A 1,875-nucleotide genomic window follows, 5' to 3' on the forward strand; every position below is an offset into this window, starting at 1 on the left:
CGCGGGCGGCGCAGGTCACGGAGTGTCGCCTCGGTCAGGTCACCGATATCCATCGTCATCCTCCTCCGGGCCCGGTCCCCGGGCCGTTTACAGATGACCAGAGCGCGGGCCGTGCGGCCAGTCGTGCGCGGCCGCACGGAGCAACGCGTCACCGTCCGTGACGAGGCGGGGCGAGGTCACTCGAAGGACCGGTTTCGGGTGCGGCGTGCACGGATCACGGCCGCCGGGCGGACCGGAGGGGACAACCTGGGGCAAGAAACGCGTCCGTTGGCACAAAGGCACGAAGGACAGCACCGATGCACCCACATGGCGAGGACGGCGACAGCGGCGGTTCCCCCGCCTCCACGGTGGCGCCCGGGGAGCGGTTGCGCCGGCTCCGCCAGGCGCGCGGGATGTCGCTGGCCGGGCTGTCCGACCTGGTCCACTACACCAAGGGCTACCTCAGCCGGGTGGAGACGGGCGAGAAGCCGATGACCGAGGAGGTCGCCCGGCGCTGCGAGGGGGTGCTGCGCGCGGGCGGCGAGCTGACCCGGCTGGTGTCGCGGGCCGGGGAGGGCCGGCGGGGGGCGCGGGGCGCTCCGCTGGAGGTCTGTCCCTACCGCGGCCTGGCGGCGTTCGGCGCGGCGGAGGCGGACTGGTTCTTCGGGCGCGAGCGGGCGACGGCGGCGCTGGTGTACCTCCTCACGGAGCGGCTGGACGGTTCCGGGCCGACCGCCGTCGTGGCCGCCTCGGGCACGGGCAAGTCCTCGCTGCTGCAGGCGGGCCTGGTACCCGCGCTGCAGCGCGGGGTGCTGCCGGTGAAGGGGTCGAGCCGCTGGCCGGTGCTCACCCTGCGGCCCGGGGACCGGCCGGTGGCCGAGCTGCTGGCCCGCGTCGCACAGACCTGCGGTGCCGCCCCCGGCGACCTGCGGCAGGCGCTCGACCGGGGGCCGGGCGTGTTCGCCCGCGCCGTCCACGCGGCGCTCAACGCGGGCGGCGCCGGCAGTGCCGCCCCTCGGCTGCACGGCGGGGGCGCGGAGCCGGTGCGACTCGTGCTCGTCGTCGACCAGTTCGAGGAACTGTTCACCCTGTGCGCGGACGCGCAGGAACAGACGGTGTTCGTGCGCGCCGTGCACGCGCTGGCCACCGGCCCCGCCTTCCCCGGCGGCCGGGACGGTTGCGCGGCGCTGGTGATCCTCGGCGTGCGGGCGGACTTCTACGGTCGCTGCCTGGCCTTCCCGGAGCTGGCGGCCGCCCTGCGCGACGGCCAGCTGCCGCTGGAGCCCCTGCGGGCGCAGGAGATCCGGGAAGCGGTCGTCCGCCCGGCCCACGCCGTGGGCCTGGAGCCGGAGCCCGGGCTCGTGGAGCTGGTCCTGCGCGATCTCGGCGCGGCCGACGGCGGCGAGGGGGCCGGAGGCTACGGGCCCGGCGTGCTCCCCCTGTTGTCCCACGCGCTGCTGGCGACGTGGCAGCGCCGCACCGAGGGGGCGCTGACGGTCGAGGGGTACCAGCAGGCGGGAGGGATCGCCGGGGCGGTGGCGGCGACCGCGGAACGGGCGTACGCGCGGCTGGCGCCGGCCCGTCAGGAAGCCGCGCCGTACGCCCTGCTGCGGCTGGTGCGGGTCGACGAGGACGGCCGGGCCACCCGCGCCCGCGTCTCGCGCGAGCAGCTGTCCCAGGAGGCGGGCGCGCGCTCCGGTGCGGTCCTGGAGGTGGTGGAGGAGTTCGCGCGCGCCCGGCTGCTCACCGTCGACGCCGATGGCATCACCCTGGCGCACGAGGCGGTGCTGCGTGCCTGGCCGCGGCTGCGCGGGTGGATCGACACGCACGCCGCCACGCTGCACGCCCGGCAGCAACTGGGCGCGGCCGCGCGGCAGTGGGACACGGAGGGCCGCG

Annotated in this window: 1 protein-coding gene; it reads left to right on the plus strand. The window is 76.9% G+C overall.

The window, feature by feature from the left end; genetic code table 11:
- Nucleotides 1-296: 296 nt before the first annotated feature.
- Nucleotides 297-1,875: helix-turn-helix domain-containing protein (locus tag LE181_RS30965; RefSeq protein WP_225664857.1), on the plus strand; the 1,579-nt coding region annotated here is incomplete at its 3' end.

This window comes from Streptomyces sichuanensis, from assembly GCF_020328095.1.
In the GTDB taxonomy this organism is placed as follows: domain Bacteria; phylum Actinomycetota; class Actinomycetes; order Streptomycetales; family Streptomycetaceae; genus Streptomyces; species Streptomyces cinnamoneus.